Genomic DNA, 23,974 nt, shown 5'->3' with positions numbered 1-23,974 from the left:
GATTACCGACACGCGACGAGCGAACGGGCTACGCCGCAGCCTCGTGATCGACGCTAGACACCGTGGCCAACGCAATGGCGGCAGCTGCGGCAAGCGAACGTGCCACAGGCGGCGGCACGGCGTTTGAGACCTGCTCCACCTGCTGCGAGAGAGTTCCTTCTAGCACGAAGGACGTCGGGAACCCCTGCAGGAGCATCGCCTCATAAATGCTGAGCCGACGCGCTCCGTCGGGATGAACATGAATCTCGCGATGTCCGTAGGCCACCGTGGGACTTGGCTTGTCCCACGACAGGCGTCGGAAACTCCTAGTGGGCGCGGGGCCAGCGGTCTCGCCCTTGAATCGCTTGGACCGGGGAGTCATTGTCCAATGGTTTGGATGTGTCGGGATGTCGTCGGCCGAGAGGTTTCGTGAGAAGAACGCTGGCTGAGGCAGGTGACCAATTGCGCCGTGCACCGTTAAGTCGACTTCCTCGCGAGAGATCGTCTTCGGCTTGAAAGCTCTAGCGGCTGCCTCGCTCTTGAACCCTGAGATGATCACGCGGTTCCGTGTCTGGGGCACGCCGTAGTCGAGGGCCGAGTGGTCGGCGACACCCGCCGTGAGTTCCAATTCCTTGAACCGAGCCAGGATGCCGCGGAAGGTCACCGAGTGCTTCGCATCGCGGATGCCCATGACGTTCTCGAAGAGCACGAACTGCACGTCGTAGCGCGTTTGCAACGCCTCAACGATTTCGAGGTAGAAGCTTGGCATCTGATTGCGAGGGTCATCAGCGTGAGAGTTCGGGTTCGCGCGCGAGAATCCCTGACACGGAGGCCCTCCGATGATTCCGATGGCCTCGCCATCCTTCAGTGCCTTCGCGATCTCGTCCAAGACGACGAGGCTGCCGGATGCCTCGTTCCGGATCGTGATGTCCGCCGCAACGGACATGGTCGCCGGGAAGTTGCGCTTATGCGTCTGCACCGCGGCCGCCATCCGATCGACCGCAAAGGCGATCTCGTAGCCCTCCAGATGGAAGCCGAGATCAAGTCCTCCAGCACCTGAGAAGAGGCTCACGATGCGGGGCAGAACCATCGGGCGCTCCTTCGGCTACGCAGGCACCCGACCGGGCCTTTCCAATCCAGCGTACCGCCAGAGGGGACTCAGCTAAGACCATTGCCGGCGTGTTGTGAGGCTCCTTCCGCTTGTTCCGGCTATTGCTTCTTCGCCCGCACGCCAGAGCGTGCCCGAACGGCGCAAGCGGGAAGGCGGAGCGCGAACTGGCGGAACGGCGTTGCGCCGTTCGAACCGTTCCGGCGAAGGTAGGGAGCGAGCAGCAGGAACGCAGTGGCGGCGTTCGATTCGCGCGTGCCGCCCTACTCCGACCGGTGGAACACGCCGAGGAACACCTCCGATCCGTTCCCCGAATCACCTTCCGCATGAAGACCTCGACGGACCCTCTCCCGGACGACGCCCCAAGAACTCCCTCCGCGACCTCATCTACCCTCCAAGGCCTCTCCGATACTCCCGACCTCCTCCTACCTCTCTATCCTTCCCTAGAGAATGAACGTATGCTACCGTGGTAGATACATATCCCGCGATACTAGAAATCACTGGTGGTGATCCTCATGCATGGCGGCGTGATTCTGTTCCGTGGAACCGGAGCCGATGCGCGCCGTTATGTCGAGGCCGACCGCTCTCGCGCGGATGACTATTACCTCGGCGCGGAGGGGTCCGTGGCGGAGTTCGCCGCGCTCGACGGCCACGGGAACGTGACAGCGACGTTGGGGCTCGACCCGGAGGCCTATGCCGCCTGGGTGGACTGGACGAGCCCGCTCACGGGTGAGTCGATGGGGAGGCCGCGTCTGCCGGGTGAGGGGCGGCGGGGGTCGCCGCGGTTCGCGGAGATGGTGGTGAACGCACCGAAGTCGCTCTCGATCGCCGCAGCTCTCCACCCGGAGGTCTCCGATGCTCTCGACCGGGCGCAGCAGGACGCCGTGGCGGAGATTCAGCGCTGGCTCTCACAGCACTCTGTCACTCGTGTGGGGCCGCGCGGCAAGCAGGAGGTCGTCCCCGTCCAGCAGTTGCACACAGTCGCGGTGTCGCACCGCACGTCGCGGGCGGGTGATCCGCACCGGCATATTCACTTTCAGTTCGGCACACGGGTGTGGGCCGCGGGGAGGTGGCGGGCGCTGGACACCGCGGCGCTGTTCCGACAGCAGGGCGCGATCCGCGCCCTTGGCACCGCCGTGGTCGCCGCGCACCCCGCGCTTGCGGAGGTACTGGATCGGCACGGACTCACCCTCGATCCGGTATCGGGTGAGGTGGTCGAGCTCGAGCGGTTCAACGGCGTGATGAGCAAGCGCGGCGAGCAAGTGCGCAAGCATCTTGAACGGCTCGAAGCGGAGTGGGAGGCCGCGCATCCCGGCGAGTCGATAGGCCCGGTTGTCTCGGCCCGGCTCGCGGCGAAGGCGTGGGCGTATGAGCGGCCCGCGAAGAAGCCCACCACTCTCCGTGAAGAACACGCCTGGGAGATCGAGCTACGGGAAGCCGGCTACGACCCCGCCACGTTGCGCCGACCCTTGCGCCGTGCGCCGGCATCACTAGACAACCTCTCCGTGCAGATGGTGGCGAATCGAGCGCTGGATCGCTGTGCGGCAGGTGGTTCGGCGTGGACGCGGCACGCGGTGCAGGAGCACGCGACCCGGATCATGACCGAGTACGGCGTGCAGGCAGCGCCCGCCGAGATACGCGATTTCGTGCACGTTGCAACATCGTTGGCGATGGAGGATTGCTTCTCGATCCTCCCGCCCGGCGCACCTGCGCCGGAGCATGTGGCGCACCTCACGAGCCTGCGCGTGATGCAGGCCGAGACAGAGTTGCGCGACCTCATCGCCGCACGGGTGCCGGAGCGGGAGCCGCAACACCCGGATGTGCGCTCCGCAGCACGAGCGCGGGGCCTGGATGCAGGACAGGAGCGTGCCGCCGCCGCGGTCGCCTCGACCGATCCGCTGGTGATCGTGGAAGGCGCAGCCGGAAGCGGTAAGACCACCATGCTCGGCGTTGCAATCGAGGTCGCGCAGGAACATGGGCGCGTGTCGCGGGTGGTTGCGCCGACGTTGCGCGCCGCGCAGGTCGTACACGATGAACTCGGTGTGCCCGCGACCAGTGTTGCGGCGCTCGTGCACGCGCACGGGTGGCGCTGGAACCGTGACGGCGTATGGACGCGCATCGCCCCCGGCAACATCGACCCCGAGACCGGGCACACCTATCGCGGCCCGTCCGAGGATGCGCGGTTGACGCGGGGTGAGCGGGTGATCGTGGACGAGGCGGGGATGCTCGACCAGGACACCGCGATCGCTCTCCTGGCGGTCTGTACTGAGGCGGGTGCGACGGTCGCGCTCGTCGGGGATCGCGCGCAGCTCGCCGCGGTCGGGCGCGGCGGGGTGTTCGACATGGCCGCACACATCCGGGGCCGCACGTTCGATATGGCCGAGGTGCATCGCTTCACCGACCCCGCATATGCCGAGGTCACGGTGCAGATGCGCGACGGACGTAACCCCGATGAGGTGTTCGATCAGCTCGCCTCTCTTGGTCTTGTCCGTATCCACGCGAGCAGCGACGACGCGAGAGAGCACATCGCTCAGCATCGACAAGATGGAGAGGCCGTCACGGTGACCTCGAATGATGAGGCCCGCACTATCAACGCGGGCATCCGCGATGAGCGGGTTGCGCGTGGCGAGGTCGACGACCAGCGCACCGTCTCCGGGAGCGACGACCTGCCGATCGGTGCCGGTGACTTGATCCAGACCCGCAAGAACAACACCGCGCTTGGGGTGGCGAACCGGCAGCAATGGATCGTGCAGCACGTCGAGCAGGACGGGTCGCTGAACGTGCGGGAGGCCCAGGACGGGCGGAAACGGAAGCGCACCGTGCGCCTCCCCGCCAAGTATGTGACCGAGCATGCGCATCTGTCGTATGCGGCGACCGCCTACGGGGTGCAGGGCGCGACCGTGGACGGGTCGCACACGATCCTCACCAACGCCACCAGCGCCGCGAGCGTCTACGTCGGCATGACCCGAGGCCGCGAGTCGAACATGCTGCACATCGTGGCCGAGCACCACGCCGACGCGAGGGCACAGTTCATCGAGGCAATGGAACGCGACCGCGCCGACCGCGGACTCACCGACGCCACCGAGCGGGCAACCGAGGCCGTGCGCGGACTCGTGGACGAGGGGCCGGTGCGTCTCGTGCAGACCGAACGAGCACGCCTCGCCCGGATCGTCCAACACGCAGAGCAGAGCGCATCCGTGTTCGAGGAGGCCTCCGCCCGATTCGCCGCGCAGAAAGACACCCACCGCGCAGAAACTCAGGCGATTAAGGAACTTGTCACCCACGCGACAGAGCGTGCGGAGCACACCCGCCACGCGGTCACCGCCGAAGTCGAGAAGCGGGCGCGCGCCGACGTGCAAGAACTCGCCCACGCACGGACACGCCTCCACGACGCCCGAGGAGAGGCGAGAGCGGCGAAGTTCGGGCGCAAGCGCACCACCGCCCGGAACAGCGACGCCGCCGCCGAATCTGTCGAGACGATCGAGCAGCGCATCACCCAGACCTGGGGCACAGCACCATCCCCCTGGCACTCCATCACAGAATGGGTGAACACGATCACGACGCAACAAGCCGACGCCCACCCGGAAGTGCGAGCGGCCGAACACGCCCTCAACGACGCCCAGACCGCGAAACGTCAGACGCGCGAGCGACAAAGCATCGAGCAGGATTACCTCACCGTCGAGGTATACGGGGCAGAGCAGGCACGGCAGATGCGCGGCACCTTCCGCACCCCCAACCCCACAGCCGACGCCGAACGCGCCAGGCAACGCGCCGCCCGCGCGCGGCAAATCATCAAGGAACTGGACGCACGCCCCGTCGCAGAAGCAGCCGAATGGCTCACCCAAAGGCGCGAGCAGCAGCGGATCGAGCGTGAAGAGCTCGAAGCCCGCCAGGAGGCGCTCGCGCGCCGGAACGCTGGGCCGACGAGAACTGGCCCAGATCAGCAGCGAGGACGACCAGGCCTCAGCCTGTGACCAGTCCTCTCAGGTAGCGACCGTGATCTTGCGGTTGTGTGCCGCGATCGTTGCGGGCATCACGATCGAAGGCAGAGCAGTCACGATCGGCACCCCGTACCCCAGCGTTGGGATGAGAGCCGCTGCGCCGATGAGAGCATGCCAACGCTGATGCTCCGCATGGCGATCGTGCCCGGCGGGGTTCGCGCGCACGGTCAGCGCGAACGACGCGATGAACAGCACCATGCCGACCGCGAGCACGGTCCACCCGAACAACTCCACCACCTGAGCACATTGTGCACTGCCGGGCATTCGGCGAGGGCGATAGGCAGCCCGCAATGATCAGTCCGATGCAGGTATCTGGCGTGGCGCGTCGGGTTCCTCGGCGGAGGTTCTGCCCGCGGTGACGAGACGGATGATGCCCACGCCGAGCGAAACGAGAACCCCGAGAGCCCCGCCTCCGACCAACGGGCTCCCGTTCCAGCCGAACGTAGCGATCGCGATGCCTACGTACAACAGCAGGACGGACAGTGTGATCCACACAACTATTCGCTCACCTTCACGGTAAACGGCCTGGGCGTTCATGTCGGTGACGACGAGCGGGTAGTTGAAGGTCTGAGGCCGAGCGGAGATCCACACCATCCCGAGCACGAGGGCAGCAAGAGGGACGACAAGCGTGAAGAGCATCCAGCGCGGACCCCACCCGTCCGCCTCACCGGTAAGCGAGAAGTGGGTGGGGATCGTCTCCGGCAGGGTCGGAAATCGGACGAGGAACAACACGGTCAGAACAATGGTCAAGACCACCGTGATCCGGCGCATCCATACCGTGATCGCTCCCGTCTCATACGTTCTCGAAGGACGTGCTTGGCTCATCGGGCGTTTTTCTCCTTGATCGCTTATGCGCTGGCGCTGTAGCGCTGGCGTGCGGCCTCGCCGCTGGTGCCGATCGCCTCACCGACCTCCCGCCACGACAGCCGCTTCTCGCGCGCGGCGCGTACGGCGTCCGCGAGTTCGCGTTCGGCGGTGTCGCGCCGCCAAGCGGCGAGCTTGACCGCCATCACGGGCGGGATCGGGGCGTCCTGGTCGCCGGGCTGGGGTTCGTAGTTCTCGAACGCGTCCGCGAACTCGTCGGCGCGGGCCTTGATGTCTTCGATAGAGCGTGGAGCCATGATGTTCACCTCAGATACTTGGGTCGTGCCGGACGCATCGCGTGCGCGATAGCGATCACACCGTGCCATTCGATGACACCGACTTCGACCAGGGTGCCGGTCTCATCGGGGCCGATGAACATCGTCATCGCATCGTCTTGCACGAAGTGCCGGACAGGGAAACGGAGCGCATGGAGCATCGCCGCATCCGAGACACCGTGCCGGTGGGCACTATCCAGGATGATCGGGTCTGATTCCATGCCACAAGTTTACTTGCCACAAGGTAACTTGCCAAGCGCGCGAACTCTGGGCGCCGACCTGATGGACAGGCGCTCTCGATTCCTTCCATAGTCCAGCCTTCTCGCGAGTGCATAGCGATCGTCGCTGGATGACAGTGTCCACTTGAAAAATCTGAGATTACGTTCTGACGTAAGATTCGGATATGGACAGGGCTGATGTTGACGCGCGGCTGGACGCGCTGGAGCAGGCGGTAGCGGAGTTGCAGGGGCAGTCCATTGGGGGCGAGGGCCTGCCGAACGTGGCGGCAGCGGCGGAGTCGGCGGCGGAGGCGTTGTGGGCATTGGAGGGGTTGAAGGCTCGCTCTCCGGAGGGCGGGGCAGTGCTCTACACCGGTGCTGTCGACCTCCCGACCGGTGGCGTGGTGCAGTGGCAGTACGGGCTGGCGGCATCGGCGGTCTGGGCGCAGGACTGGACGGACTTCGCGGGGGTGCTGGATGCGTTGGGGCATCCGGTTCGTCTGGCGATTCTGCACGCGGTGCTGCACGGGACGGTGACCGCATCTGGTTTGGTTGAGGAGTTGGAGAGCGGGACGAGTGGTCAGGTCTATCACCATCTGAAAGTGCTGACGACGACGGGGTGGCTGGCTTCTGCGGGTCGTGGCGTGTATGAGGTTCCGGCGGCTCGTGTGGTGCCGTTGCTGGCGGTCCTGGTCGCGGTGGGGACGCCGCGGTGAGGCCGTCCGTTACCGGATGGGCCAGTCAGCTTCTCAGCCTGCCGGGGGCGGTGTCGTTCCGCCGCTATCTGCCGACCGTGCTTGATGCGAACGGGCGTGAAGAACGGATGCGGACGCTGGATGATGATGCGCTCCGCGCCGAGGCGGCGACGCTCGGGCTGCGTACCGGGGAGAAGCGGCTACTGCGGGAGGAGACGGCTCGGTATCTCGCGGTGGCGCGGGAAGCGGCAACCCGGACCGTGGGGCTGCGCCCTTTCGATGAGCAGCTTCTGGGGTGTTGCGGGCTGTTGTCGGGTCATGCGGTGGAGATGGATACCGGTGAGGGCAAAACACTCGTCGGTGCTCTCGCTGCGGCGGGCTTCGCGCTCGCGGGCAGGCGAGCCCATGTGCTGTCCGTGAACGACTACCTCGCCGAGCGTGACGCTGCCTGGATGGGACCGTTCTTCGATCTGCTCGGTGTGAGCGTGGGATGGATCGGTCAGCACACTCCGCACGACGACCGCCGCAACGCGTACGCGTGTGATGTGGTTTATGCGCCGGTAAGCGAGGTCGGTTTCGACATGCTCCGCGACCGCTTCACCGTCACTCCGGGTGAGCGGGTCGCGCCGCTGTTCGATGCCGTGGTCGTCGATGAGGTCGATGCGGTGATGATCGATGAAGCGATGGTCCCGCTCGTGCTCGCCGGTTCCGCCGAGCATATGGCCGACGAGTTCGACCACGCCACCGCTCTCGTGGAGGCTCTCGTGCCGGAGGAGGACTTCACCATCGACGCGGACCAGGCCACGGTCAGCCTGACCGATGACGGGCTCGACCGGTTGGAGGCGAAGCTCGGCGGGATCAACCTTTACGACACCGAGCACCTGGGAATGTTTACCCGCATCAACCTCGCCCTCCACGCTCGAGTCCTGGTGCACCGCGACGTCGACTACCTCGTCACCGACGGGAAGATCAGCCTGATCAACACCACACGAGGGCGGGTCGCGCATCTGCAACGCTGGCCTGACGGCCTGCACGCGGCGCTCGAAGCGAAAGAACACCTCCCCGCATCCGCAGCCGGTGTGATCCTCGACCAGATCACCATCCAGGACCTCCTCCTCCAATACGAGACACGGGCGGGGATGAGTGGCACCGTGACCGCGGTCGCGGAAGAACTGCTTGAGTTCTACCGGCTCCCCGCAGGCAGAGTCGAACGCCACGAACCCAACCGGCGGATCGACGCGCCGGACACGATCGTGCTTACCGAGGACGAGAAGATTGCGGCCATCGTCCACGACGTGACGGCTCGACATCAGGCGGGGCAACCCGTACTCGTGGGAACGCAGAGCGTGTCCGAATCAGAAGCCCTCGCCGCCCGCCCTGACGCGGCAGGTGTCCCGGTTCGGGTGCTGAACGCGAAGAACGACGCGCAAGAAGCGGAGATCGTCGCCCGTGCGGGCGAGTACGGGGCGGTGACGATCTCGACGCAGATGTCCGGGCGCGGCACCGATATCAAGCTTGGAGGCCCCGATGGACGCGACAGAGAGCGTGTCGCCGGGACGGGCGGACTCGCTGTGATCGCGACCGGTAGGTATCCCTCCCGCCGCCTCGACGCGCAACTACGCGGCAGGTCCGGACGACAAGGCGATCCTGGCATCAGCCGCGCCTTCCTCAGCGTCGAAGACGACCTCATCCAACTCCACGCCACCGGCCGCATGCTCACTCGCATAGCTCGGGAACAGGACACCCTGCCAACCGCCACACGACAGAAGATCGCTGATCAGTGCCAGTCGATCGCGGAAGGACTGCGCACGGACCGGCACCGCGCGACCTGGGTCTACAACCGTGCCATCGCCGCACAACGAACAACCGTCCTCGCCCACCGTGAAGAGATCATCGACAGCACAGTCGCGGACGAGCGAGTGGAGGCCCTGATCGCTGAGCACTGGGAGCAACTCGTGTCCGCCTGTGGCCTGGACCCGGTGTCACAGACCACCAGGGCGGTCGCGCTGTTCTTCGTGGACGAGCAATGGGTGTTACACCTGACGACACTGCAAGAGATAAGGGACGGCATCCACCTCCGAGCCCTTGGTGGCGAGAAACCGGCCGACGAGTTCCACCGGCTCGCGCTCCGCGAGTTTCACGGATTCTTCGACCGCACCTACCAGCAGACCGCGGACTTCATCGCCGCGCTCAGCTCCGCGGACATTGGCCGCGACCTCACCGAACTAGGACTCAGACGGCCCTCCGCGACCTGGACATACATGGTCACCGACGACCCCTACGGAAACCCCGGAGACCGATTCATCCGCAGGATCGGCAAATTCGTCCGATCCAAAGTCCTCAACCTCGAATGAGCGGTGCGCATCGCGGATATCAGGATGTGCCGTCTGCGAACAGGGCGAGGAACTTCTCTCGCGGGATGACGATGCGGCGGCCGATCTTCACCGAGGGGATGGTGCCGTCCTCGATGCCGACCGTGATGGTGCGAGGATCGACGCCGAGGGCTTCGGCGGCCTCCTGACGGGTGATGACGAGGCTGCGACGGCGGCGGAGGTCGTCGATGTCGAGAGTGCTCTGCCGCATGTCGCACCATCCGTTCGTTGCCGCACGAGAGAAGAAGGGTGCAATCCACGGTAGAAGCCCAGGCTTGCATTGTCAAGTACCGCGCTGTATGTTCTCACTATGGAAACAGAGCGGGTGAGGGGCAATCCTCCGGGAATCACCAACACGCACGTCGCCGCGAACATCCGCGCCGCCCGTCAAGCGATTGGCATGGACCTGCGCACCATGTCCGACGCTCTCGGCGCCGCAGGCCGAAAGCTGTCGCCGTCGGGCATCAGCAAGCTGGAGAACGGTGATCGCCGCGTGGACGTGGACGACCTCACCGTGATCGCCTACCTGCTGCGCACCAGCCCCGCAGCCCTCCTGACACCCCCGGACGAGCAGACGACACTCACCGGCGTACCCGAGTCGTACCTGCCCGAGGAGATCGAGAAGTGGGCACGCGGGGAACTCACCCTCACGAGCGAGGGTTTGCTGGCCTACTGGCAGCAGGAATGGGTGCAGAACCTCAACCGCATCCAATACTTCGAGAGCGCGCTGCGCCACGGCAACCCGAACCAGGCCAGCCACGACTACACGCAGCGTCTCGCGGCGTTGAAGGAGCGCCAGCGGCTCATCCGAGAGCGTGGCGTGCAGATCGACCCGACCGGGCGCGTGTTCGACGCCGCCGACTACCTCGACCGCTTCGAGCCCACCGAGTAGCCCGGACACCGCGGAGAGGAGCCAGAATCATGGCATCACGAACTACGCCGTCAGAGCGCGGGGCCGATGACCCCGAGGCGTCGCAGCAGGCTAAGGCGCGTCGCCCGCGCACTCGGCGTCGTGGGCGCGGGTCGATCCAGTCATACCCGACCGCCGCGGGGAAGAAGTGGCGGTATCAGATCTGGGTGCCGGTGGACCCGGAGCAGCCCGACCTCGGCGAGAAGAAGTTCAGCCGGGGAGGGTTCGCCACCGTAGCGGACGCTGACGCCGCGTTGCAGGACGCGCTCAAGAAGCGCGACGAGCAGGAGAAGTTCGGCGGGAAGGTCCCCACGCTCGGCGCCTATGCAGATGCCTGGGTGGAAGGGCTGCACCTGGCCGATTCCACCATCGCCGGATACAAGAAGATCATCCGTAACCATCTCCGCCCGTAGCTCGGGCACTATCCGCTCGACAAGCTCACCCCCACCCGGATCGCCCGCCACTACCGCGAGCTGGAGCAGCACGGCCGCAAAGACGAGCAGGGCAAGGGCGGGCCACTGTCAGCCAACACCGTCCACAAGGCCCACGTTGTGCTCGGCGCGATCCTCGACGCCGCGATCGAGGACGGCCACCTCGCCACCAACCCCGCCAAGCGGAAGGCGGCGAAAGCGCCGACTGCGAGCCGGATGCGCGCCGAGAAGGCGGAGCTGGTGACCTGGACGGCCGATCAACTTGCCGCGTTCCTCGCGTGGGATCGCGACGAGAAGCAGGACGAGCTGTTCGCCCTGTGGTGGGTGATCGCGAACACAGGGATGCGGCGCAGCGAAGCCCTCGCGCTGAAGTGGGGCGACCTGAACGCGAAGACCTCGCAGGTGAGTATCCGCCGCGCGATCAACACCGAGGACTGGACGAAGACCAAGACCACCAAGACCGGCAACGCCCGCGTCATTGACATCGACGCCGCGACCCTCAAGGTGCTCACCGCCTATAAGGTGACCCGCGCGGAAGTATCGTTCGAGCTGGCCAGGGCCGACGCCTACATCTTCGGAGACGACGACGGCCAGCCCCGCTCACCCGACGCGATGACCAGCCGCTGGGATCGCCGCCTCAAGTGGGCCGCCAAGGTCAAGAGGTTCGAGCACCTGCCCCGCGTCACCCTCAAAGGACTCCGCCACACGCACGCGACGATCCTCATGGAACTCGGCGTGCCACCCAAGGTCGTGCAGGAACGCCTCGGCCACTCCACCATCACCACGACCATGAACATCTACAGCCACGTCACCCCGACGATGCAGAAGAACGCCGTCGACCAGTTCGCCAGCCGCCTCGCCGGAGCCTGAACCCCGCGATGGGGCGAACGACGGCGCTTGCCCCATATCTCGCCCCATGACAACGAAGTAGCCCCTCACCCTGGATATGAAATCCCTGGTGAGGGGCTACTTTCGTTCTGTGCGCGAGGGGGGACTTGAACCCCCACGTCCATACGGACACTGGCACCTGAAGCCAGCGCGTCTACCATTCCGCCACTCGCGCGAGTGTCTCGTTCCGAAGAACTCAACTTCCCGAGGATATCACGCGTTTTCGGTCGCGTTGCACACGCCCCGGGGGGCCGCGGCGGCGTTCCCCCAGGTCACCTGGCTACGATGTCCCTACCGGTCGGCATGCCAGAGGAGCCCAGTGGGACTACTTGACAGCTTTGAGAAGGGTCTCGAGCGCGCAGTGAACAGCGCGTTCGCGAAGACCTTCCGCAGCGGCATACAGCCGGTGGAGATCGCCTCGGCTCTGCGCCGCGAGGCCGACACGAAGGCCGCGGTCGTCAGCCGCGACCGCATCCTCACCCCCAACAACTACGTGGTGCGGTTGAGCCCCGACGACGCCGACCGCATGCGTGGTCTCGGCGGCGCCCTCACCGACGAGCTGCACGCACTGCTCACGACGCACGCGAAGTCCCAGGGCTACAGCTTCGCCGGGCCGCTATCGCTCACGCTCGAAGCCGACGAGAAGGTCGCGACGGGCACGGTGCGCGTCAACTCCGGCACGGTCGAGGGCCGCGTCGACTGGCAGGCCGTGGTCGACGTCGACGGCCGCCGCCACGCGCTCACCCGGGCTCGCACGGTGATCGGCCGAGGGTCCGACGCCGACATCACGATCGCCGACGCGGGCTCGAGCCGCAAGCACGCGGAGATCCTGTGGGACGGCGAGCGCGCCATGCTCCGCGACATGGGCTCCACGAACGGCACGAAGGTGAACGGCCAGAAGCTGCGCGAGGCCGCGCTGCCCTCCGACACCACGATCACGATCGGCCGCACCGACCTGGTGTTCCGCATCGTCCCCGTCGCCGCCCCCTCGCGCCCCCCGCGCCCGGGCGACGACGCGACCAGGGCGTTCGGAGCCTTCTGATGAGTGAACTCGTCCTGCTCCTGCTCCGCATCGGCTTCCTCGTCCTGCTGTGGTTCTTCGTGTTCGGTGTCGTGTACTCCCTGCGCGCCGACCTGTTCGGGGTCAAGGCGCGCAAGCTTCCCGCCGAGGCCGCCGCCGGCGCTCCGGTCGCCGCCGCGCCGGCCGCCCCCGCGAAGCCCTCCTCGTCGTCGCGCCCGTCGTCCGGCCCCGCGACCGTGGCGACCGCGAAGCGTCTGGTCATCACGTCGGGGCCGAAGGCGGGGCTGGAGCTTCCGCTCGGCGCCGACTCGATGACGATCGGCCGATCCAGCGAGTCCGCCCTCGTCATCCGCGACGACTACACCTCCAGCCACCACGCCCGCCTCCTCCTGCGCGGGGACACATGGGCGATCCAGGACCTCGACTCCACGAACGGCACCTTCGTCGCCGGGCAGCGCGTGACCGGGGGACCGGTCGCCCTCAGCCTCGGCACCCCCGTCAAGGTGGGCGCCACGACGTTCGAGCTGAGGGCCTGACGCCGGCATGGTCTTCGAGGGCTCGAGCGTCGCGATCTCCCACACCGGGAAGGTCCGCTCCAACAACCAGGACTCCGGGTACTCCGGGGCGAACCTGTTCGTCGTCGCCGACGGCATGGGCGGTCACGCCGGTGGAGACGTCGCCTCGAGCATCGCGATCCAGCGCCTGGAGCCCCTTGACCAGCCCTACTCCTCGACGGAGGATGCGCAGGCCGCGCTGCAGGCCGCAGCGACGACCGCCGCGGGCGACCTGATCCGTGCGGCGAAGGACCGACCGGAGCTCGCGGGCCTCGGCACCACGCTCAGCGCGATCATCATGGTCGACGAGTACGCGGTGATCGGGCACATCGGCGACTCGCGCATCTATCTCTACCGTGACGACGCGCTCACGCAGATCACGGCCGACCACACGTTCGTGCAGCGCCTGGTCGACTCCGGTCGCATCACGCCGGAGGAGGCCCGCTACCACCCTCGCCGCTCGGTGCTCATGCGGGTGCTCAGCGACATGGACTCCGACCCCGAGCTCGACATGTTCGTCATGCACACGCAGCCCGGCGACCGGTGGCTGCTGTGCTCCGACGGACTGTCCGGTGTGGTCGACGAGGCGCGGATCCTCAAGGCCATGCAGCTGGGGCTCGCCCCGGGTCGCACGGCCGACAACCTCCTCAAGCAGGCGCTCGACGGGGGCGCGCCCGACAACGTCACGATCGTGCTGGTCGACGTGGGCGGGCAGCATCCCATCCACTCGGGCACCGCGACGATCGTCGGCGCCGCCTCCAACCCGTCCGGTGTGTACGTGCCGCCGGTGCGCGCACCGCGCAGCAACTGGCTGCACCCGGTGCGTCAGGCCGCGAACGAGCCAAGCCACTTCGAGCCGGCGCCCGAGTACCTGGAGGAGCTGATCGAGGAGGACCGGCGCCGTGCCAAACGCCGCCGCCTCGGCTGGATCGCCGGAGTGCTCGTGGTGATCGCGATGCTGGCCTTCGCGGCCTTCGCCGCCTACAGCTGGACGCAGACGCGGTACTTCATCGGCGCCGACGACGACAGCGTGGTGATCTTCCAGGGCGTGCAGCAGAACATCGGCCCGATCACGCTGTCCACCCCGGTGGAGGACACCGACATCCTCCTCGCCGACCTACCGCCGTATCAGCGAGCCTCGGTCGAGCGCACGATCTCGGCCCGCTCGCTGTCCGACGCGATGGCTATCGTCGACCGGCTGCGCACGGGCGCCGAGGCGAACGTGATCGAGCAGACCCCGCTGCCCACGCCGGCGCCCACCCCGAGCGACACTCCGGCGGGGGGTGACGGATGAGCACCGACGTGCAGGCCGACACCACCGTCATCAAGGCCCTGCGGCGCCTGCGCATGCCGCAGACGCAGCGCAACCGGGAGTTCTGGCTGCTCCTGTTCGCGTGCGCCATCAGCGGCGCCGCGCTGACCCTCGTGCAGCTGGGCGCCCTGGGCGTGATCGACCCGATGATCCTGGCGATCGGCGGCGGTCTGGCCGTGCTGGCGTTCGCCCTGCACATCGTGCTGCGCTTCGTGGCGTCCGACGCCGACCCCTTCGTGCTGCCGATCGCGACCCTGCTGACCGGGCTGGGCGTGGCGATGATCTACCGGATCGACATCGCGTTCAAGAACACCGGGTGGGACGCCTACTCCACCAAGCAGCTGGCGTGGACGGCGATCTCGCTCGCCGGTGCCATCGCGGTCGTGATCCTGCTGCGCAACTATCGTGTGCTCTTCCGGTACACGTACATCTTCGGCCTCGCGGGCATCCTGCTCCTGCTGCTGCCGTTCGTCCCCGGGCTGCGCATCGCCGACGCGAACGCGCAGGTGTGGGTGTCGCTCGGCGGCATCTTCGCGTTCCAGCCGGGCGAGCTCGCGAAGATCTGCCTCGCGATCTTCTTCGCCGGCTACCTCGTGCGCACGCGCGAGAGCCTCACGTCGGTCGGCAAGCGCGTGCTCGGCATCACGTGGCCGCGCATGCGGGAGCTGGGCCCGGTGCTGGTCGTGTGGGCCATCTCGCTGGGGATCATCGTGTTCCAGCGCGACCTCGGCACGGGAACGCTGATCTTCGGCATGTTCGTCGCGATGCTGTACGTCGCCACCGGCAAGACCAGCTGGGTGCTGATCGGGCTGGGACTCGTGGTCGCCGGTGTCGCCGTCGCCACGCAGATCCTCAGCTACGTGCGCGGCCGCTTCATCAACTGGCTCTTCCTGTTCGACTCGTCGCAGGTCGACCCCGACGTGGCCGGATACCAGCCGATGCAGGGCCTCTTCGGTCTCGCCCGCGGCGGCCTCATCGGAACCGGATGGGGCCAGGGACGCCCCGAGATCACGCCGCTCGCGCACAGCGACTACATCATCACGAGCCTCGGGGAGGAGCTCGGGCTGATCGGGCTGTTCGCGATCCTGTGCCTGTACATGGTGTTCGTGAGCCGCGGTGTGCGGATCGGTCTCGCGGGTCAGGACGACTTCGGCAAGCTGCTGGCGACGGGACTGTCGTTCACGATCGCGCTGCAGGTGTTCATCATGGTCGGCGGTGTCACCCGACTGATCCCGCTGACGGGTCTGACCACGCCGTTCCTCGCGGCCGGCGGCTCCTCGCTCGTCGCGAACTGGCTCATCGTGGCGCTGCTGCTGCGCATCTCCGACGGCGTGCGCCGTCAGCCCCGGGTGGTGATCGGCTGACATGACCAGGGAACTCCGCCGCCTCAGCATCATCATGCTGTTCATGTTCATCGCGCTGTTCGCCGCGACCAGCTGGATCCAGGTCGTCGAGTCCGACAGCCTCGCGCAGAACCCCCACAACAAGCGCACCCGTCTGGACAGCTTCGAGATCCAGCGCGGCGCGATCATCGTCGACGGCGCGGCGATCGCGAGCTCGACGCCCAGCGACGACCAGTACCGCTTCCAGCGCGTGTACACCGATCCGGCGCTGTGGGAGACGGTCACGGGGTACTTCAACCCCGCGCTCGGCTCGACCACCGGCATCGAGAAGGCGATGAACGCCGACCTCTCCGGCACCGGCTCCAACGCGTTCTTCTCCGAGATCGAGCGCATCCTGTCGGGTCAGCCGCAGCGCGGGTACAGCGTCGAGCTGTCGCTGAACACGGCCGCGCAGCGGGCTGCCGCCGAGGCGCTCGACGGTCTGCAGGGCGCGGTCGTGGCGATGGACCCGAAGACCGGGCGCATCCTCGCGATGGTGTCGACCCCCGGCTTCGACACGAACCTGATGGCGACGCACGACGCGAACGCCGCGAACGCCACCTATGACCAGCTGGTCGCCGACCCGGGCAAGCCCCTGTCGAACCGCGCGATCGCCGGCGACCTGAACCCCCCGGGCTCCACGTTCAAACTCGTCACGGCGGCCGCGGCATACGCGAGCGGCAAATGGACGCCGGAGTCCACGCTGCCCAACCCCGCGCTGTACACCCTGCCCGGCTCGTCCAACCGCGTGTCCAACGCGTGGGGCGGCACGTGCGGTCCCGGTGCGACCGTGACGATCGCCGAGGCCATCCGCCTCAGCTGCAACATCCCGATGGCGGAGCTCGCCGTGGAGCTCGGCGACGACGCGATCCGGGAGATGGCGGAGAAGTTCGGCTTCAACCGGAGCTTCGACACGCCGCTCGCCTCGACCCCGTCCAGCTACCCGCGGGCGCTCGACGACGCGCAGACCGCGCTCAGCGGTTTCGGGCAGGGACAGGTCACCGCGACACCGCTGCAGATGGCGATGGTGTCGGCCGGCATCGCGAACGACGGCGTGGTCATGAACCCGCAGATGGTGGATGCCGTGATCGGCAACGACCTGTCGGTGATCAAGGCCTTCCAGAACAGCGAGTTCGGGCGGGCGATGGAAGCCGATGTGGCGAACGAGATCACCTCCGCCATGGTCGCCAGCGTCTCAAACGGCGCGGCCCAGGGTGCAAGAATAGACGGGGTCGACGTGGCCGGTAAGACGGGCACGGCAGAGAACGGAAACAGGCCGCATACGCTGTGGTTCACCGGGTTCGCCCCGGCGGACGACCCATCGGTCGCCGTGGCGGTCGTCGTCGAGAACGGCGGCGGGCAGGGACAATCAGGGAGCGGTGACACCATCGCCGCTCCGATCGCGAAGAAGGTCATAGAGGCGGTGCTGGGCAGATGAGGCCGACGCAGGGTGTGTCGTTCGGTGGTCGTTACGAGCTGCAGTCGCGGATCGCGATCGGTGGCATGGGCGAGGTCTGGGAGGCGACGGATCACGTCATCGGGCGTACCGTCGCGATCAAGATCCTCAAGGACGAGTACATGGGGGACCCGGGGTTCCTCGAGCGGTTCCGCGCGGAGGCACGGCACGCCGCCCTCGTCAACCACGAGGGCATCGCCAGCGTCTTCGACTACGGCGAGGAGAACGGCAGCGCCTACCTCGTCATGGAGCTCGTGCCGGGTGAGGCCCTCTCCACGATCCTCGAGCGCGACGGCGCGCTGAGCGCCGACAAGACGCTCGACATCGTGGCGCAGACGGCGTCCGCCCTGCAGGCCGCGCACGCCGCCGGCCTGGTGCACCGCGACATCAAGCCGGGCAACCTGCTGATCACGCCAGACGGCCGCGTCAAGATCACCGACTTCGGCATCGCTCGCATCGCCGACCAGGTGCCGCTGACGGCGACCGGTCAGGTGATGGGAACCGTGCAGTACCTGTCGCCCGAGCAGGCGTCCGGCCACCCCGCATCTCCCGCGACCGACACGTACTCGCTGGGCATCGTGGCGTACGAGTGCCTGGCCGGCAAGCGTCCGTTCACGGGCGAGTCGCAGGTGGCGATCGCGATGGCGCAGATCAACGAGCAGCCGCCGCCGCTGCCGCCGACCGTGCCGATCCCGGTGCAGAACCTCGTGATGGCGATGATCGCCAAGAAGCCCGCCGACCGCCCGTCCTCGGCGGCGACCGTCGCGCGGGCCGCACAGGCGCTGCGGCGCGGAGACCTGAACTCGGCGGCGATCGCTGTTCCGGCGATCGCGACGGGCGGGATCGCCGGCGACGACGACGCCACGCGCATGCTGACGGCATCGAACGACGGTGCCACGCGCATCCTCCCCACCACCGCGCAGCTGCCCACCGAGGAGGCCGTCGCGGAGGAGGAGAAGAAGAAGAAGAAGCGCAGCGCCTGGACCTGGCCGCTGATCGCCCTGATCGCCCTGCTGATCATCGTGCTCGTGGGCACGTTGTGGGCGATGTTCGGCAACCGGGGGGAAGATCCGAAGCCGTCCGACTCGCCGACCACCGCGCAGACCACGCCGCCCCCGTCGCCCTCCACGAGCCCGACGCCCGAGGTGACGCGCGTCGACGTGGCTGCGCTGAACCTCAACGGCATGGACTGCGCCACGGCGACCGCGACGCTGGCCGACGCGGGCTTCACGAACAACGTCACGTGCGCCGACGGCGACCCCGCCCCGAGCGACGCGGAGGTCGGTCAGGTGTACCGGGTTCAGCCCACCGGGAACGTCGAGACCACGACGCCGATCGCGTTGACCGTGTACGCCGCACGCACCCCGCTGCCCACGCCGACCGACACCCCGACGCTCACGGGCGACCCGGTCGCGGGCAGCACGGTCACGGTGGCCTGGGGCACCGGTTTCACGTGCCCGAGCGGCACCACCCTGTCGGGCTACGTCGTGTCGCTGCAGAACGGCTCGTTCGTCTCGGGCGGCCCGAACTTCCAGCCGACGCAGCGCAACACGCAGGTGAAGGTCGGCGACGCGGTGGGCCAGCAGCTCATCGTCACCTACCAGGCCATGTGCTCGGGCGGCGACCAGCGCACGTCGAACGCGTCGCCCCCGCTGTCGGTCACCATCACGGCCCCGGACGATGGCGAGGGTGACGGTGGTGGCGGCGCCGAAGGGTAGCCTGTAGTCCAGCTGTTTTGTAGTTTCAGGGGGGTCATCCGTGTCGACAGAGCCACAAGTCATCGCGGGCCGGTACCGCGTCGACGAGCTCATCGGGCACGGCGGAATGGCGAAGGTGTACCGCGGGTACGACCTGACCCTCGGTCGCGAGATCGCGATCAAGATCCTCGACCCCGAACTGGCCAGGGACACGAGCTTCCGCACGCGGTTCCGGCTGGAGGCGCAGGCGGCGTCGCGCATGTCCCACCCGTCGATCGTGCGGGTGTACGACGCGGGCGACCCGTCGACGAGCGACCCCTCGTCCGATGAGCCGCCGTACATCGTGATGGAGCTCGTCAAGGGCACCCTGCTGAAGAAGATCATCGCCGAGGGCCCGGTGCCCGTGGCCGACGCCGTCCGCTACGTCGACGGGATCCTCGAGGCGCTGGACTACTCGCACCGCGCGGGTGTGGTGCACCGCGACATCAAGCCCGGCAACGTGATGGTGACCGACAAGGGTCAGGTCAAGGTCATGGACTTCGGCATCGCCCGCGCGGTGTCCGACTCCTCCTCGACGGTCGCGGAGACCACGCAGATCATCGGCACCGCGGCGTACTTCTCGCCGGAGCAGGCCAAGGGCGAGCCGGTCGACGCCCGCGCCGACCTGTACTCCACCGGCGTGGTGCTGTACGAGCTGCTCACCGGGCGCCAGCCGTTCCGCGGCGAGTCTCCGGTCGCGGTGGCGTACCAGCACGTGAGCGAGACACCGATCCCTCCGTCCGAGGTGAACGAGGAGTCCCCGGCGGCGCTCGACCCGATCGTGCTGCGCGCGCTCGCGAAGGACCCGTACCAGCGCTTCCCCGACGCGGCGCACTTCCGCGCGGCCCTCGACTCGGCCGTGACCGGTGCCGCCCCGACGCGCAAGCAGATCGGCGCGCTCACCAGCGAGCTGTATGGCCCGAACCCGCGTCAGGCGCAGGAGACGGCGCGGTCGCTGCGGCAGCTCAGCAGCGACACCACCATGACCCGCACGCAGTCGGGCCCGCCGGTCGCGTGGATCTGGGCGGGCGTCGCGCTGCTGGCGGTGCTTCTGGCGTCGGTCCTGTTCTGGGTGGTCACGATCAGCATGCGACCGTCCGAGGTGCCCAGCACGTCGAGGGTCGTGCCCGACCTGACCAATGTGGCGTCGGAGCGTGCGCAGGACGACCTGGCCAAGCTCGACCTCTCGTCGAAGATCGTCATCGAGTCCAGCCCCGACATCGCCGAGGGCAACGTGATCCGCACGGATCCGGAGAGCGGGGTGTCGGTCGAGCAGGGGTCCACCGTCACGCTCTACGTGTCGTCCGGCGAGGAGACCGTGGTGGTGCCGAAGCTCGAGGGCATGTCCCTGGCCGCGGCCACCGAGGCGCTGGAGAATGCGGGGCTGCAGCTCGGCACGGTCACCCAGCGCAACGACAAGGGCCTCGCGGCGAACACCGTGATGACGGCCAGCGAGAAGGCCGACACCGAGGTGGCGCCGAACACGGTCGTGAACCTCGAGGTCGCCAGCGGCAAGGTCACCCTGTCGGATGTCGTGGGCTGGTCGGTCGATTCCGCATCGAAGGCGCTCACGGATCTCGGGCTCACCCCGGTGCCGATCGAGGAGAGCGACTGCCCCGCCACCGACCCGGCCACCGTGCACTCGATGTCGGTCGCTCCGGGCGACGTGCCGATCAACTCCTCGGTCGAGCTGCGCTACTGCACCGGTTCCTGACGCGCAGCCGTCCGACACCCGGGGTCAGCGCGTGAGCGGGTGCAGTCGTTCTGCTCGCGACACGGCGTCCGGGTCGCCGCACAGTCGCAGCCAGTTCGCCAGCAGACGGTAGCCGCCCTCGGTGAGCACGCTCTCCGGGTGGAACTGCACCCCGTGGAACGGGAGCGTGCGGTGTTCGAGCGCCATCACCGTGCCGTCCGCCGTCCGTGCGGTCACCGCGAGCTCGGCGGGCAGATCGCTCTCCGCGAGGGCGAGGGAGTGGTAGCGACCCGCCGCGAACGGCGAGGGGATGCCGTCGAACAGCGCCGAGCCGTCGTGCTCGACCGTCGACACCATGCCGTGCATGAGCTCCGGTGCGCCGGTCACGGGGGCACCCAGGGCCGCGCCGATCACCTGGTGACCCAGGCACACGCCGAGCGTGGGCACGGCGGAGCGGGCGGCGAGGCGGACCGCATCGAGCGAGACGCCGGCGTCGTCGGGCGAGCCCGGCCCCGGCGACAGGAGCAGCGCGTCGTGCGCGGTGAGCAGTCCCTCGACCCGCGCCGCATCGACCTCGTCCGCCTCGACGATCGTGGTGTCGGCACCGAGCTCGTGGAGATAGCCGATCAGCGTGTGCACGAAGCTGTCGTGGTTGTCCACGACGAGCACGCGGGTCATTCGACGTCGACCTCACCCGGGGAGATGAACGGGCTGATCCAGGGGAACACGTACCAGAACAGGGCGTAGAGCACGGCGGCGACCACGACCAGCAGGATGAGCACACGCAGCCACCAGGGACCGGGCAGCAGGCGCCAGAGTGCGGCGTACATGGGTGGTGTCTCCTGATCGTTCGTGGTCACACCGACGGAGCGGCGGGCGGGGGAGGCGGGTCGGTCAGTGCGGACGGCGGCCCTTCGGCGCGCGGCTGGAAGCTCTCGAACACGCCGTAGGCGACGATCCGCTCGGCGAGCGAGTACAGGGGGGAGCACGCCGTGAGGGTGATGTACTGCTCGCCGGTCTGCTGTGCGGGCATCTGCGGCACGTCGGCCAGCACGTCGGTCTGCGTGGGCGTGACGTACTCGAGCGTGCGGAAGCGGTACGTGTACCAGCCGTCGGGGGTCTCGACCACGATCGCGTCGTTCAGTTGCAGCTTGTCGAGCTGGTTGAACGGCTTGCCCCAGGTGGTGCGGTGGCCCGCGAGGGAGAAGTTGCCGACCTCGCCGGGCATCTTCGAGTCGGTGTAGACCCCGATGCCCTTCTGGTCGAGCGTCCTGGCACGGCTGGTCCCGCCGTAGATGCCGAAGTTGTACTCGGCGCCGAAGCGCGGGATGTGCATCTGCCCGAACCACGCCCCGTCGGCGGGGGCGGCGGGCACCGGCGCCTGGTACACCGTGGTGCCGTCGTCGGTCTCGACCTTCGGCGGCAGCGCGGGGGGATCGGCCGCCGCGAGCTGCTGCGAGATCGCCGCACCCTCGTCGTTCTTCTGGGCGGCGATGATGATGTCGCCGATCCACATCTGCCATGCGATGAAGAGGAGGACGAGGACCCCGGCGGTGAGCAGCAGTTCGCCGAGCACGCTCGCGAACGTGGCGCGCGACCGGGGCCGCTGCCGACGTCCGTGGCGCCCCCCAGGCACGGCGGATGCAGTCATGGCGTGATCTTATCCGTCGACACTGAACACGGGCTCGTGCGGAGGCACCCGTCTGTGACCGCCTCTCGTGGGCGCAGAGGTCTCCCGGGTACAATGACGGCATGGCACGTGACCGCAAGACCGAAGAACCCGTCGTCGAGCGCGCCGAGGGCGACGCCGCTCCCAACGCCGTCTGGTTCAAGCCGGTGATGATCGGCTTCATGCTTCTCGGTCTCGCGTGGATCCTCGTGTTCTACATCTCGGGGATGCAGTTCCCGATCCCGGGCCTCGACAACTGGAACCTCGCGATCGGTCTCGGCATCGCTCTCATCGGGTTCCTCATGACCACACGCTGGCGCTGACCAGCCCCTTCTCTTCCGGAGCCCCCTCGCCGCGCGAGGGGGCTTCGTCGTGCCGGCGGTGGTGTGCATCGGGCTCCTCGCGCTCGATTCGGATTTTCCGAGATTCTCCGGTAAAGTCTTGGAGGTTGACGGGGCTATAGCTCAGGCGGTTAGAGCGCTTCACTGATAATGAAGAGGTCCCAGGTTCAAGTCCTGGTAGCCCCACCATTCAATTCAAGAAATCCCTCACGGGGCCTTAGCTCAGTTGGTAGAGCGCCTGCTTTGCAAGCAGGATGTCAGGAGTTCGAATCTCCTAGGCTCCACCACCTCGGATCTCCTCTCTCCCGCGCACCGACCCCCTTCCGGTCGTGCTTCGGCATCGATCCTCACCACCGTCGCGTCTTGCTGCCGGTGTGCTCCGCCTCATCCAGGCCGCGCCCCGCCGGAGCCCGGTCGGAAGCCCCACGATGTGGGTGCGCCCGACCGAGCCCCGTCGCTCGCCCCCCCGGTCGAGCTATCCGATGTCCGTCGGGCGGCGGCGCGCTCCCCTCCGGACGACGACCAGCGTGACTCCGCCCAGGATCAGGGCGAGCGCGAGCAGTGCCGCGGCCGTCTGATCCCGACCACCCGTCGTCGGCAGTCGTGCGGGTTCCGGTGTCTCCGGATCCGTGGGCGTGCTCACCGTCGACGGGTCGCTCGTGATCGGATCATCGGTCCCCGTACGTCCCGTGGCGGTAGCGACGTTGGTCAGGTCGCCCCCGGTCGCTTCCGCCGCGGTCACGACATGGTCGGCCGTACAGAGAGCCTGCTCACCGGGCGCCAGCGGCACGAGCGGGCACGTGATGGCGTCGCCGCGCTCGTCCAGCATCGGGTCGTCGATGCCCAGATTCTCGATCGTGACGTTGCCCGTGTTCGCGACGGTGAAGGCGTAGTGGATCACTTCTCCCTCGTCGGCGGCGCGGTCCCGGTCGGCGTCGTCGATCACGGCCGTCTTCACGAGGGTCATCGACGGCACCTGATCAGTCGGCGTCACGACGGTGTCGGGTTCGGACGGGACGGGGTCGCCTCCGGGAGGCGTGCCGGTCGCGGTCGCGGAGTTCTCGACCCC

General features: G+C 67.7%; 24 protein-coding genes and 3 tRNA genes. 16 read left to right on the top strand and 11 right to left on the bottom strand.

What is annotated here, in order from left to right; translation table 11 throughout:
- Positions 1–28: 28 nt before the first annotated feature.
- Positions 29–1,069 carry a DNA cytosine methyltransferase gene (locus DW297_RS13560; protein ID WP_136033255.1) on the bottom strand — a complete coding sequence of 347 codons (1,041 nt, stop codon included), beginning with the start codon at positions 1,067–1,069 and terminating at the stop codon, positions 29–31.
- Between the two features lie 521 nt (positions 1,070–1,590).
- Here DW297_RS13560 and mobF point away from each other — a divergent pair.
- Positions 1,591–5,061, top strand: coding sequence for a MobF family relaxase (gene mobF, locus DW297_RS13555; protein WP_240744625.1), 3,471 nt, complete (start codon positions 1,591–1,593; stop codon positions 5,059–5,061).
- 9 nt (positions 5,062–5,070) lie between these two features.
- On the opposite strand, the gene DW297_RS13550 is transcribed toward mobF, so the two are convergent.
- The 4 genes from DW297_RS13550 to DW297_RS13535 are packed head-to-tail and all read right to left on the bottom strand — an operon-like array spanning position 5,071 to position 6,448.
- Positions 5,071–5,325, bottom strand: a complete 255-nt coding sequence (locus DW297_RS13550; protein WP_136033253.1) for a hypothetical protein — start codon at positions 5,323–5,325, stop codon at positions 5,071–5,073.
- A 57-nt stretch (positions 5,326–5,382) separates the two neighbouring features.
- Positions 5,383–5,913 (bottom strand): DUF1648 domain-containing protein, encoded by a 531-nt coding sequence (locus DW297_RS13545; protein ID WP_136033251.1) that lies wholly within the window; start codon positions 5,911–5,913, stop codon positions 5,383–5,385.
- A 23-nt stretch (positions 5,914–5,936) separates the two neighbouring features.
- On the bottom strand, positions 5,937–6,209 hold the full coding sequence (locus tag DW297_RS13540) for a hypothetical protein (protein WP_136033248.1): 273 nt from the start codon (positions 6,207–6,209) through the stop codon (positions 5,937–5,939).
- A gap of 5 nt (positions 6,210–6,214) precedes the next feature.
- Entirely contained in the window at positions 6,215–6,448 is a 234-nt protein-coding gene (locus DW297_RS13535; RefSeq protein ID WP_136033246.1) for a hypothetical protein, read from the bottom strand.
- Between the two features lie 182 nt (positions 6,449–6,630).
- On the opposite strand from DW297_RS13535, the gene DW297_RS13530 reads away from it, so the two are divergent.
- Entirely contained in the window at positions 6,631–7,161 is a 531-nt protein-coding gene (locus tag DW297_RS13530) for an ArsR/SmtB family transcription factor (RefSeq protein WP_136033244.1), read from the top strand.
- Between the two features lie 50 nt (positions 7,162–7,211).
- Positions 7,212–9,494, top strand: coding sequence for an accessory Sec system translocase SecA2 (secA2, locus tag DW297_RS13525; protein ID WP_168442867.1), 2,283 nt, complete (start codon positions 7,212–7,214; stop codon positions 9,492–9,494).
- A 19-nt stretch (positions 9,495–9,513) separates the two neighbouring features.
- On the opposite strand, the gene DW297_RS13520 is transcribed toward secA2, so the two are convergent.
- Entirely contained in the window at positions 9,514–9,723 is a 210-nt protein-coding gene (locus DW297_RS13520) for a helix-turn-helix domain-containing protein (protein WP_136033241.1), read from the bottom strand.
- Between the two features lie 99 nt (positions 9,724–9,822).
- On the opposite strand from DW297_RS13520, the gene DW297_RS13515 reads away from it, so the two are divergent.
- The 3 genes from DW297_RS13515 to DW297_RS13505 all read left to right on the top strand — a co-directional run bounded on the left by DW297_RS13515 (position 9,823) and on the right by DW297_RS13505 (position 11,723).
- Positions 9,823–10,404 (top strand): helix-turn-helix domain-containing protein, encoded by a 582-nt coding sequence (locus DW297_RS13515; protein WP_136033238.1) that lies wholly within the window; start codon positions 9,823–9,825, stop codon positions 10,402–10,404.
- A 29-nt stretch (positions 10,405–10,433) separates the two neighbouring features.
- Positions 10,434–10,835, top strand: a complete 402-nt coding sequence (locus DW297_RS13510) for a hypothetical protein (RefSeq protein ID WP_136033236.1) — start codon at positions 10,434–10,436, stop codon at positions 10,833–10,835.
- A gap of 138 nt (positions 10,836–10,973) precedes the next feature.
- Positions 10,974–11,723, top strand: coding sequence for a tyrosine-type recombinase/integrase (locus DW297_RS13505; protein WP_136033234.1), 750 nt, complete (start codon positions 10,974–10,976; stop codon positions 11,721–11,723).
- Positions 11,724–11,833: 110 nt separating this feature from the next.
- On the opposite strand, the gene DW297_RS13500 is transcribed toward DW297_RS13505, so the two are convergent.
- Positions 11,834–11,916, bottom strand: a tRNA-Leu gene (locus DW297_RS13500).
- A 144-nt stretch (positions 11,917–12,060) separates the two neighbouring features.
- On the opposite strand from DW297_RS13500, the gene DW297_RS18975 reads away from it, so the two are divergent.
- The 7 genes from DW297_RS18975 to pknB are packed head-to-tail and all read left to right on the top strand — an operon-like array spanning position 12,061 to position 20,916.
- The gene (locus tag DW297_RS18975; protein WP_136035625.1) at positions 12,061–12,783 is read left to right on the top strand and encodes an FhaA domain-containing protein; all 723 of its coding nucleotides are present in this window, start codon (positions 12,061–12,063) and stop codon (positions 12,781–12,783) included.
- Positions 12,783–13,298 carry an FHA domain-containing protein FhaB/FipA gene (locus tag DW297_RS13485; RefSeq protein ID WP_136033230.1) on the top strand — a complete coding sequence of 172 codons (516 nt, stop codon included), beginning with the start codon at positions 12,783–12,785 and terminating at the stop codon, positions 13,296–13,298. Before DW297_RS18975 ends, DW297_RS13485 begins: the two co-directional genes overlap by 1 nt.
- Positions 13,299–13,305: 7 nt before the next feature.
- Complete coding sequence (locus tag DW297_RS13480) at positions 13,306–14,610, top strand: PP2C family protein-serine/threonine phosphatase (protein ID WP_136033227.1); 1,305 nt, start codon at positions 13,306–13,308, stop codon at positions 14,608–14,610.
- On the top strand, positions 14,607–15,992 hold the full coding sequence (locus DW297_RS13475; RefSeq protein WP_136033224.1) for an FtsW/RodA/SpoVE family cell cycle protein: 1,386 nt from the start codon (positions 14,607–14,609) through the stop codon (positions 15,990–15,992). Before DW297_RS13480 ends, DW297_RS13475 begins: the two co-directional genes overlap by 4 nt.
- A gap of 1 nt (position 15,993) precedes the next feature.
- Positions 15,994–17,448: a peptidoglycan D,D-transpeptidase FtsI family protein gene (locus tag DW297_RS13470; RefSeq protein WP_136033222.1), complete on the top strand. Its 1,455-nt coding sequence runs from the start codon at positions 15,994–15,996 to the stop codon at positions 17,446–17,448.
- Positions 17,445–19,184, top strand: coding sequence for a serine/threonine-protein kinase (locus tag DW297_RS13465; protein ID WP_136033220.1), 1,740 nt, complete (start codon positions 17,445–17,447; stop codon positions 19,182–19,184). Before DW297_RS13470 ends, DW297_RS13465 begins: the two co-directional genes overlap by 4 nt.
- A 40-nt stretch (positions 19,185–19,224) precedes the next feature.
- Positions 19,225–20,916 (top strand): Stk1 family PASTA domain-containing Ser/Thr kinase, encoded by a 1,692-nt coding sequence (gene pknB, locus DW297_RS13460; RefSeq protein ID WP_136033218.1) that lies wholly within the window; start codon positions 19,225–19,227, stop codon positions 20,914–20,916.
- 24 nt (positions 20,917–20,940) lie between these two features.
- On the opposite strand, the gene DW297_RS13455 is transcribed toward pknB, so the two are convergent.
- Genes DW297_RS13455 through DW297_RS13450 form a run of 3 tightly spaced genes read right to left on the bottom strand, consistent with a single transcriptional unit; the run spans position 20,941 to position 22,546 of the window.
- On the bottom strand, positions 20,941–21,573 hold the full coding sequence (locus DW297_RS13455) for an anthranilate synthase component II (protein ID WP_136033216.1): 633 nt from the start codon (positions 21,571–21,573) through the stop codon (positions 20,941–20,943).
- Positions 21,570–21,725: a hypothetical protein gene (locus DW297_RS18970; protein ID WP_168387293.1), complete on the bottom strand. Its 156-nt coding sequence runs from the start codon at positions 21,723–21,725 to the stop codon at positions 21,570–21,572. The genes DW297_RS13455 and DW297_RS18970 overlap by 4 nt, the downstream gene beginning before the upstream one ends.
- A gap of 26 nt (positions 21,726–21,751) precedes the next feature.
- Complete coding sequence (locus tag DW297_RS13450) at positions 21,752–22,546, bottom strand: class E sortase (RefSeq protein ID WP_136033214.1); 795 nt, start codon at positions 22,544–22,546, stop codon at positions 21,752–21,754.
- 101 nt (positions 22,547–22,647) lie between these two features.
- On the opposite strand from DW297_RS13450, the gene DW297_RS13445 reads away from it, so the two are divergent.
- From DW297_RS13445 to DW297_RS13435, 3 genes are all read left to right on the top strand, one after another.
- Entirely contained in the window at positions 22,648–22,887 is a 240-nt protein-coding gene (locus DW297_RS13445) for a cell division protein CrgA (RefSeq protein ID WP_136033213.1), read from the top strand.
- Between the two features lie 130 nt (positions 22,888–23,017).
- Positions 23,018–23,094: transfer RNA gene (locus DW297_RS13440), tRNA-Ile, on the top strand.
- Positions 23,095–23,116: 22 nt separating this feature from the next.
- Positions 23,117–23,192: transfer RNA gene (locus DW297_RS13435), tRNA-Ala, on the top strand.
- A gap of 188 nt (positions 23,193–23,380) precedes the next feature.
- Here the strand turns inward: DW297_RS13435 and DW297_RS13430 are convergent.
- A partial coding sequence (locus tag DW297_RS13430; protein WP_136033211.1) for a DUF7507 domain-containing protein occupies positions 23,381–23,974 on the bottom strand: 594 nt, incomplete at its 5' end.

This window comes from Microbacterium sp. PF5, from assembly GCF_004794315.1.
GTDB lineage: Bacteria > Actinomycetota > Actinomycetes > Actinomycetales > Microbacteriaceae > Microbacterium > Microbacterium sufflavum.
This window is presented reverse-complemented; position numbering and strand designations above follow the sequence as displayed.

Bases quoted from the DNA above. Each gene is read 5' to 3' on its own strand.
- DW297_RS13560 (WP_136033255.1), bottom strand. From the start codon at position 1,069: ATGGTTCTGCCCCGCATCGTGAGCCTCTTCTCAGGTGCTGGAGGACTT.
- DW297_RS13530 (WP_136033244.1), top strand. From the start codon at position 6,631: ATGGACAGGGCTGATGTTGACGCGCGGCTGGACGCGCTGGAGCAGGCG.
- DW297_RS13455 (WP_136033216.1), bottom strand. From the start codon at position 21,573: ATGACCCGCGTGCTCGTCGTGGACAACCACGACAGCTTCGTGCACACG.
- DW297_RS13475 (WP_136033224.1), top strand. From the start codon at position 14,607: ATGAGCACCGACGTGCAGGCCGACACCACCGTCATCAAGGCCCTGCGG.
- DW297_RS13540 (WP_136033248.1), bottom strand. From the start codon at position 6,209: ATGGCTCCACGCTCTATCGAAGACATCAAGGCCCGCGCCGACGAGTTC.
- DW297_RS13545 (WP_136033251.1), bottom strand. From the start codon at position 5,913: ATGAGCCAAGCACGTCCTTCGAGAACGTATGAGACGGGAGCGATCACG.
- DW297_RS18970 (WP_168387293.1), bottom strand. From the start codon at position 21,725: ATGTACGCCGCACTCTGGCGCCTGCTGCCCGGTCCCTGGTGGCTGCGT.
- DW297_RS13520 (WP_136033241.1), bottom strand. From the start codon at position 9,723: ATGCGGCAGAGCACTCTCGACATCGACGACCTCCGCCGCCGTCGCAGC.
- DW297_RS13450 (WP_136033214.1), bottom strand. From the start codon at position 22,546: ATGACTGCATCCGCCGTGCCTGGGGGGCGCCACGGACGTCGGCAGCGG.
- DW297_RS13485 (WP_136033230.1), top strand. From the start codon at position 12,783: ATGAGTGAACTCGTCCTGCTCCTGCTCCGCATCGGCTTCCTCGTCCTG.
- DW297_RS13480 (WP_136033227.1), top strand. From the start codon at position 13,306: ATGGTCTTCGAGGGCTCGAGCGTCGCGATCTCCCACACCGGGAAGGTC.
- DW297_RS13515 (WP_136033238.1), top strand. From the start codon at position 9,823: ATGGAAACAGAGCGGGTGAGGGGCAATCCTCCGGGAATCACCAACACG.
- DW297_RS13445 (WP_136033213.1), top strand. From the start codon at position 22,648: ATGGCACGTGACCGCAAGACCGAAGAACCCGTCGTCGAGCGCGCCGAG.
- DW297_RS13465 (WP_136033220.1), top strand. From the start codon at position 17,445: ATGAGGCCGACGCAGGGTGTGTCGTTCGGTGGTCGTTACGAGCTGCAG.
- DW297_RS13510 (WP_136033236.1), top strand. From the start codon at position 10,434: ATGGCATCACGAACTACGCCGTCAGAGCGCGGGGCCGATGACCCCGAG.
- DW297_RS13470 (WP_136033222.1), top strand. From the start codon at position 15,994: ATGACCAGGGAACTCCGCCGCCTCAGCATCATCATGCTGTTCATGTTC.
- DW297_RS13535 (WP_136033246.1), bottom strand. From the start codon at position 6,448: ATGGAATCAGACCCGATCATCCTGGATAGTGCCCACCGGCACGGTGTC.